This is a genomic window from Acidithiobacillus sp. TH-A36 (genome assembly GCF_057473445.1).
In genome coordinates, this window is the sequence record NZ_JBYCKP010000540.1 from 1 (window position 1) to 7951 (window position 7951).

General features: G+C 53.5%; 9 protein-coding genes. 8 read left to right on the forward strand and 1 reads right to left on the reverse strand.

All coding sequences use genetic code 11. From position 1 onward, the window contains the following. Positions 1-699, reverse strand: a 699-nt coding sequence (locus tag AC2VLY_RS13750) for a LysR substrate-binding domain-containing protein (protein ID WP_486892233.1), incomplete at its 3' end; no start/stop codon positions are given. Positions 700-824: 125 nt separating this feature from the next. Here AC2VLY_RS13750 and AC2VLY_RS13755 point away from each other — a divergent pair. The 8 genes from AC2VLY_RS13755 to AC2VLY_RS13790 form a co-directional block, all read left to right on the forward strand. Then, entirely contained in the window at positions 825-2243 is a 1419-nt protein-coding gene (locus AC2VLY_RS13755; protein WP_193651023.1) for a form I ribulose bisphosphate carboxylase large subunit, read from the forward strand. 40 nt (positions 2244-2283) lie between these two features. Next, complete coding sequence (locus tag AC2VLY_RS13760; protein WP_010637868.1) at positions 2284-2616, forward strand: ribulose bisphosphate carboxylase small subunit; 333 nt, start codon at positions 2284-2286, stop codon at positions 2614-2616. 61 nt (positions 2617-2677) lie between these two features. Next, positions 2678-5206 carry an alpha-carboxysome scaffolding protein CsoS2 gene (locus AC2VLY_RS13765; protein WP_486922468.1) on the forward strand — a complete coding sequence of 843 codons (2529 nt, stop codon included), beginning with the start codon at positions 2678-2680 and terminating at the stop codon, positions 5204-5206. 56 nt (positions 5207-5262) lie between these two features. Further along, on the forward strand, positions 5263-6822 hold the full coding sequence (locus AC2VLY_RS13770; protein WP_486922469.1) for a carboxysome shell carbonic anhydrase: 1560 nt from the start codon (positions 5263-5265) through the stop codon (positions 6820-6822). Continuing rightward, a complete protein-coding gene (gene csoS4 / locus AC2VLY_RS13775; RefSeq protein WP_010637873.1) occupies positions 6819-7070 on the forward strand; it encodes an alpha-carboxysome shell vertex protein CsoS4 in 252 nt (83 codons plus the stop codon). The genes AC2VLY_RS13770 and csoS4 overlap by 4 nt, the downstream gene beginning before the upstream one ends. 11 nt (positions 7071-7081) lie before the next feature. Further along, the gene (locus AC2VLY_RS13780) at positions 7082-7318 is read left to right on the forward strand and encodes a carboxysome peptide B (RefSeq protein ID WP_486892236.1); all 237 of its coding nucleotides are present in this window, start codon (positions 7082-7084) and stop codon (positions 7316-7318) included. Between the two features lie 44 nt (positions 7319-7362). Continuing rightward, positions 7363-7659, forward strand: a complete 297-nt coding sequence (csoS1, locus tag AC2VLY_RS13785; RefSeq protein WP_010637879.1) for an alpha-carboxysome major shell protein CsoS1 — start codon at positions 7363-7365, stop codon at positions 7657-7659. 54 nt (positions 7660-7713) lie between these two features. Beyond that, positions 7714-7951, forward strand: a 238-nt coding sequence (locus AC2VLY_RS13790; RefSeq protein ID WP_486922470.1) for a BMC domain-containing protein, incomplete at its 3' end; no start/stop codon positions are given.

Below are 7951 nucleotides of genomic sequence, written 5' to 3' on the forward strand. Positions count from 1 at the left end.
CTGCTTGACCGCTTCATTACTGCTCATGGTCATTCTGACTTTGAGCTGGACTCCCTGTTCCTGGAAAAAATTCTGGGCTGTCAGCCGGGTTCCGGAACCTTCCTCCCGAAGAATAAATGCTTCATCTTTTAATCGCTCTGGAGCAATGCGGGATTGTTCAGCTAACGGGTGATCGCCGGGGGCGAGTACAACCAGCGGATTTTCCATAAAGGGGCGGGCAACACCATCAATATCATCGGGAACCTGACCCATGATGTAAATGTCGTCGAGATTTTGCTTGAGTCGTTCCAGGATGCTGTCGCGATTGGCAATTTCAAGGTGGACTTCAATACCTGCATGTTCCTTGCAGAAGGTACCAATGAGGCGCGGCGCGAAGTACTCTGCCGTCGAAATGATGGACAGGTTAAGTGTCCCTGATTCGAGGTTGCGCTGGGCGTTGAGCTCCTGATTCAGTGCATCCAGACGACGCAGAATGTCGTTTCCGGCCCTGGCAACGGCTTCTCCGGCAGCCGTGAGGTAAAGTTTTTTGCCCATTTGTTCATACAGGGGCTCGCCGGCGGTCTCAGAAAGTTGCTTGATCTGTATGGACAGTGCTGAAGGCGTCTGGTGTAATTCCGTTGCAGCGCGGGTCATGTTAAGGTGTCGCGCAAGCACCGTAAAAATACGTAATTGGTGCAGGGTCGGATGGCGGATTATCAAGGTTTTACTTTTCCAAAAGGTAATATTAATTTCTTTTTACTTTACCTTATGGAAGGCACTTTGTACATTCGTCAAGGGTTACAGCTTTGCAGGTCAAGTTAGACTGATACTTTAGGAGGAATCTTATGGCTGGTAAATATGAAGCCGGCGTCAAGGAGTACCGCCACACATATTGGGCTCCGGACTACGTGCCGCTCGAGTCGGATCTTTTGGCGTGTTTCAAGATTATCCCGCAGCCTGGTGTGGATCGGGAAGAAGCAGCGGCGGCGGTAGCCGCAGAATCATCTACCGGCACCTGGACTACGGTCTGGACTGACCTGCTTACCGACATGGACTACTACAAGGGTCGTGCGTATCGCATTGAAGACGTCCCCGGTGACGACGCGGCTTTTTATGCGTTCATCGCATATCCGATCGACCTGTTCGAAGAAGGTTCGGTGGTTAACGTATTCACCTCGCTGGTGGGTAACGTATTCGGATTTAAAGCGGTTCGTGCCCTGCGTCTGGAAGACGTGCGCTTCCCGCTGCATTACGTCATGACCTGTAACGGTCCATCCCATGGTATTCAGGTAGAACGTGACTTGCTCGACAAGTATGGTCGGCCGATGCTGGGTTGTACCATCAAGCCCAAGCTGGGTCTTTCTGCCAAGAACTATGGCCGTGCCGTGTATGAAGCCCTACGTGGTGGTCTGGATTTCACCAAGGATGACGAAAACGTCAATTCCCAGCCTTTCATGCGCTGGCGTGACCGCTTCCTCTTCGTGGCTGATGCTATCCACAATGCCGAAGCTCAGACGGGTGAGCGCAAGGGTCACTATCTGAACGTGACTGCGCCTTCTCCGGAAGAAATGTACGAGCGCGCCGAGTTCGCCAAAGAACTGGGTATGCCCATCATCATGCATGACTTCCTCACCGGTGGTTTCTGTGCAAATACCGGTCTGGCCCGCTGGTGCCGCAAAAATGGCATACTGTTGCACGTTCACCGTGCCATGCATGCGGTAATTGATCGTAACCCCAACCATGGTATTCACTTCCGGGTGTTGACCAAGGCCCTGCGTCTGTCCGGTGGTGATCATCTCCATACCGGTACCGTGGTAGGTAAGCTGGAAGGCGATCGCGCTTCTACCCTGGGCTGGATTGATCTGCTTCGCGAATCCTACATTCCTGAAGATCGCAGTCGCGGTATTTTCTTTGATCAGGATTGGGGTTCCATGCCCGGTGCCTTTGCCGTAGCTTCCGGTGGTATTCACGTGTGGCACATGCCGGCACTGGTGAGTATTTTCGGTGATGACTCCGTACTGCAGTTTGGTGGCGGTACTCTGGGTCACCCCTGGGGTAATGCGGCAGGTGCGGCGGCTAACCGTGTTGCTCTGGAAGCGTGCGTGGAAGCCCGTAACCGTGGGGTCGAGATCGAGAAGGAAGGCAAGGAAGTGTTGATGAATGCAGCTCGCCATTCGCCAGAACTCAAGATCGCTCTGGAAACCTGGAAAGAAATCAAGTTTGAGTTCGATACGGTCGACAAGCTCGACGTGCAGAACCGCTAATTTCTGGTAATTCATCAGCTTATTCAGGAAGGAGGTCATCATGGCCGATGTGCAAGATTATAAGCAAGTCCGCCGGTATGAGACGTTTTCATACCTGCCCCCCATGTCTGCTGAACAGATTCGGGCTCAGATTCAGTACATTGTCGCTCAGGGTTGGAACCCTGCAGTAGAACATGTCGAGCCCAGTCGATCGTTCACGCATTACTGGTACATGTGGAAGCTTCCCATGTTTGGCGAAAGAAGTGTTGACGCCATTCTGGCCGAGTTGGAAGCCTGCCACCGCGAATATCCGGGTCATCTGGTAAAGTTGATCGGTTACGACAACTATACCCAGAGTCAAGGTCTGGCGTTTGTGGTTTACCGGGGCTCCTAAACAGGGGCGGCAGTGACGAAGCCGCCGTGTTTTTTACGGCGGCTACATCAAGGGAGGCAATATGTCTGAATTATCCGCTTCCGGTCACTTGCGTGGTCGGGCTTTGGCGCAGAAGATGCGGCGCCAGCAGGCCGTGCGCAAGCAAACCGATAGAACACGGTCAGTGCCAGCAGCTGCTGAGCCAAAGTCTGTACCGAATTCGATGAAGACAGAATCCACAGCAGCAGTGGTTATGTCGCCATCCGTACACATTGATAACATGTCTCAGAAAAACTCCGGGAGAGAAGCCGCATTAGCGCATCGTGCCCAAAGATGTACGGGTGCGCAGTGCTGGTCTGATCCGGAACAGCGGCGCTCGCGCAGCCGTCGTCGGGTTGCCCCGGCAGAAAGCAGCCAAGCAGTGATGGTTGCTGAAAATGTTGTGCAGCCGCTGATTCCCGGTGTGGAAGAATCGTTTCTGGATTCCGTATGTGAAATGGCTGAGTCAAACCCGTCTGATTTTGCCTGGCGCGAAAGTTCAGTGCGCCAGCTCTGCAAGGCACGGCGGCAGACGCTCTCCCAAAAGGGCAAGGTGGCGCTTACGGTGATGCGTGGTCTGAGTTCTGCCGCTGCGCGCTTGCGTTATCTGCAAAATGGTAATGGCCGCGAATTCGCCCGTTTGCATCGTCAGGAACAGGCCGAGCATGGTCGGGGTCGCTCGCAACCTTCCCGGGCTGCCGGTCAGTTACGTTCCAGAAAGTATCGGGCTCCACAGAAAGTTGAAGTGGATACCACTTTGGCAGGTTCGGAAGTGACCGGAACGCAAGTGACTCGTCAGGCTGCGGTTACCGGTAATGAGGCAGGATCCTGTCGGGGAATTACCGGCACAGAATATGTTGGTACTGATCAGTTCACCAGTTTTTGCAACAGTCGTCCGGCGCCAAATCCTGCCAAGGTAGGGCAGTCCAGTACCACTGCGCGGCAGTCCGTATCTGGTACGCAACTGGGCCGATCTGCTGATGTGACAGGCGATGAAGCCGGTACGTGTACGGCAGTCACCGGTACTGAATACCTGAGCATGGAAAACTTTGGTGCATTTTGCCAGTCAGATCTGCCTGCCCGACCTCAGAAAGTGGCGATGGGTATTTCGGCGAAACAACACCTGCCGATCAGTGGCTCAGATGAGGCAAGAACCGCCGCTGTGACGGGTTCCGAGACGGGCGTTCAGCAGCGGATTACGGGTTCCCAGTATTCTGATGCTGGAGTGGCCCGGATGACCATTAACGGCGCACCACCCAAGGTTTCGCAAACACACACACTGGCAGGTGAACAGATTTCCGGAACTGCTGTGGACAGCTCAAGCAAAATTACGGGACTTGACTCCGGTGAATGTCGGCCAGTTACCGGAACGGAGTATCTGAGTCAGGAAACCTTTCAGTCTTTGTGCCGTACGGCGGCGCCGGAGCCGGTGCTTTCGAAGGTCGGAATCAGTAATACCGATAAAGGGATGCGGATTACCGGCAATCTGGTAGATCGTTCGGAAAAGGTCACCGGTAATGAGCCTGGTAGTTGTCAACGGGTAACCGGTACAGGCTACGCTCTGGCGAACTTGTGCGGCGGTGGTGTCGATAAGGTGGGGATGATGTCCAGTCTGTCGGGTACCGCCCTGACAGGGACAGGAGTGAGTTCACACCCAAAAATGTCTGGTGACGAGCGTGGAGAGTGCTTGCCCGTCACCGGTACGGAATATTATGGGGCAGAGCATTATGCTGCATGCGCGAGCACTCCGCATGCTGAAGCTCCCAAAGTGGGTGTAACTCGGACCGCCACTGGACAGCTGGTCAGTGGACCGTTGCTAACACCTTCAGAAAATGTAACAGGTAATGAGGCTGGGGCATTTTCAGCCGTTTCTGGAACGCCCTATGCGGGCGATGCCCTCAGCAACCTGACCGAATCAACTCCTCACGAGGCCGTGATGCAGTCAGCCATAGCTTCAAGTGCGCCTCAAGAGGAACCGTCATGCTGCAGTAACTGTGCCCTCAAAAAACAGGCAATGGCACAAGTGGAACCGACCAGCACCCGTTTTGTGGACGCCCCGGTTGCATCGCAGTCTCCTCAGGCCGTAGTGAATGCGCCGCAGGACTTCAGTATTGTTCCTCCGTCCCGGCAGATGCTCAATCGCATTACCGGCAATAGTGCGGATCAGAATGATCGTGTCACTGGCCCGGTCAATCTGGCAAGAGGGCTGGTGACCGGTACGCCGGAGTTCCGGACTCGGGAAATGCCGCAAGGTACTCCGCTTTCCGTGCAGCCAGGCATGTCTGCCAGCCCGGAAGCTGCTTCTTCGGTAATGGCTGTGCCCGAACGTGGTGCCTGGCAGATTACTGGTGACGACTGGAGTCGGAGTAAGCGCGTCACCGGCACAGAAGGACACTGGGCCCAAAAGCGTAATCCTACGCAACGCGGTGATGCGAAAATTTGTGTCATGTCTGCGGGCGTAAACAAAGGGCAGGCTTTATCGGCAGCGTTGAGTGAATCCAAGTTGACCGGCAGCAGCGGGAGTTCTTCCCGGGGTTCATTGGTTACTTATTCCGGAGGCGCGCGAGGATGATGGATTTTCGGCATCTGTACCGGGATGATTCAGCTTTGCAGGTTGAGGGCTGAAGCTTGGATACACGTAAAATCAGACGCATGCGTGGTATAGGTACGCCAGATTCCATGCCCATGCCCATGTCCAGGCAGTTCTCTCAGGCTGTGCACGTTCAGGTTCCCCAGCAGGCTGACGGTAAGCCAGCTGTGCATCCAGCCTGCGCCAGCCTGCCCGCTCGCCAATGCCACCATGCTTTGGTGAATAAAACGGAAAATGATCGTCTTGCCCGTTTCGAATCAAGTATCAAGCGGCGCTTTGATGAAATTGTGCCGGTTCTGAAAGAAGTGGCTGCTTTGGGCGCATCGCGTGACTTTACCGAGCAGGCTAACCGTCTGGCAGAACAGCATTTAGGTCATCCCTTTCCTGAAGGCGTTTTGGAGAGGTCGTGGATTCATGGTGTGGATGTGCCGACCTTGTATAGTTCCAGCATCTTTTCGGCATTGGCGGCAGGCGTTGAGCAATTCTCGCAGCGCATCCATCAGGAAGTAGCCGATGCTCAAAGTCTGGATGCCTTGCTGGTCGACTGCGGGTTTCACGCAATCAATGTTTCAGCCTGTGCTGATGGTCGTTTGAAAGGCCTGTTTACCTATATTTTAAGGCTGCCTGCTTCGGATTTATTACGATACTCTACTTTTGCTGGAACTTTGTTTGATGTAGAAGACGATATTCTTGACTGGCAGGCTGCGGAATTGCGTCGCTTCCGTGAGGGGTATCCCAGTACTTCTGATAGTGGTACCAGATATCTAAAGGTGGCCGTATATCACCGCAGTTCACTGGATCCTATGCATCAGGGTTGTGCAGCGCATCAGAGCAATGAAAAAGTAGCTATGGAAGCTGCTCTGGAACGCTTGCAACAGTTTCGCCATGGTATTGAAAATGCTTTTTGTTGTGGTGCCAGTACCGATATTTTGCTGATTGGCCTCGATACGGATACTGATGCGATTCGCATTCATGTGCCGGATGGTCAGGGAGATTTGAGTCTATTCCGCTCTGTGGACAATGCCGAACTCTATAAAAAGACTCTGGGTATGAATGCCGATCAGGCACGCCTTGCAATTTATGAAGCCATCGCCAATGCCAGTGATGTCGGCGGATGGGGGCAGGGTGACGGCAAACCCCATGACGGGATGCGGCGCCTGATTGCCAACCTGCTTATCAATAATCTGAGCCAGATAGAATATGTCATTGAAAACTTCGGGGGCTGGTATCCCGACAGAGGCCATGGCGAACGCTTTATGAGTATTGGTGACGGTTTTCAGGAGTTGCAGGTGCGTAATCTGTCTTATTACGCGCACCTGGATACTGTGGAAGAGGGAGCTGCGGATCTGGATGTGGGGGTCAAAATTTTTCGACATCTGAATGTCGAGCAGGGTTTACCCATACCCATGGCGATTAATTACAGATATGACGCCAATGTTCCTGGCCACAGAGAACGCATCATTATCAAATTACAGCGCGTGGCAGCAGCTATTCAAGCACGGTACAGTGATTTACTGTCCGAAGGTATGCTTTATTTACATGGCAGCGTCCAGAATCAGAAACTGGGCAGCCCATTGGAGGAGGTGCCACTCACATGAAGATCATGCGTGTGGAAAAAACTCTGGTATCGACCAACCGTATTGCAGAAATGGGTCATCGTCCTCTACTGGTGGTTCAGGAAAAGGAAGGTGGACCGCGCTCACTGGCGGTGGACGCTGTGGGTTGTATTCCCGGTGATTGGGTGATTTGTGTGGGATCTTCGGCAGCGCGCGAAGCTGCTGGCAGTAAGGATTATCCATCAGATCTGACGATTATTGGCATCATTGATAATTGGGACCCTCTGTAGTCGTGGAGATTATGCAGGTGGTTTCGGAGCTGTTGGTCACCCGTCGGGTTCCTGGACTGAAGCAAATTTCGTTACGGGTGTTGTCTGATGCAGCAGGGAAACTGAATGTAGCGATAGATCCCGTGGGGGTTCCACCGGGTAAGTGGGTGTTTACGGTAGCAGGTTCGGCGGCGCGTTATGCGGCGGGCGACTTTGAGATTCATACTGATTTGACCATTGGTGGAATCATTGACTTTTGGGAACCTTGAAACGTTCTCTATATTGGGTTTTGTTCTCGTAAGGAGGGGTGCAAATGGCAGATGTATCAGGTGTTGCGTTGGGTATGATTGAAACCCGTGGTTTGGTGCCGGCTATTGAAGCGGCTGATGCAATGACCAAGGCCGCTGAAGTGCGTTTGATTGGTCGCCAGTTTGTCGGTGGTGGTTATGTCACCGTGTTGGTGCGTGGCGAAACAGGTGCAGTGAATGCTGCAGTTCGTGCTGGTGCTGATGCCTGCGAACGGGTGGGTGACGGCCTGGTGGCTGCACACATCATTGCGCGTGTGCACTCTGAGGTCGAGCACATCCTGCCGAAGGCTGCCACTGCTTAATCAGCGGCAGCCAGCGGTTCTGATTTTTAGATTGTCTATTGAGGAGTTGATGAAATGGCAGAAGTGACAGGTATTGCGTTGGGTATGATTGAAACCCGTGGTTTGGTGCCAGCTATTGAAGCAGCTGATGCGATGACCAAGGCTGCTGAAGTGCGTTTGATTGGTCGCCAGTTTGTCGGTGGTGGTTATGTCACCGTATTGGTGCGTGGCGAAACAGGTGCAGTGAATGCTGCAGTTCGTGCGGGTGCTGATGCTTGCGAACGGGTCGGTGATGGTCTGGTAGCCGCCCACA

Bases quoted from the DNA above. Each gene is read 5' to 3' on its own strand.
- AC2VLY_RS13755 (WP_193651023.1), top strand. From the start codon at position 825: ATGGCTGGTAAATATGAAGCCGGCGTCAAGGAGTACCGCCACACATAT.
- AC2VLY_RS13760 (WP_010637868.1), top strand. From the start codon at position 2,284: ATGGCCGATGTGCAAGATTATAAGCAAGTCCGCCGGTATGAGACGTTT.
- AC2VLY_RS13765 (WP_486922468.1), top strand. From the start codon at position 2,678: ATGTCTGAATTATCCGCTTCCGGTCACTTGCGTGGTCGGGCTTTGGCG.
- csoS4 (WP_010637873.1), top strand. From the start codon at position 6,819: ATGAAGATCATGCGTGTGGAAAAAACTCTGGTATCGACCAACCGTATT.
- AC2VLY_RS13780 (WP_486892236.1), top strand. From the start codon at position 7,082: ATGCAGGTGGTTTCGGAGCTGTTGGTCACCCGTCGGGTTCCTGGACTG.
- csoS1 (WP_010637879.1), top strand. From the start codon at position 7,363: ATGGCAGATGTATCAGGTGTTGCGTTGGGTATGATTGAAACCCGTGGT.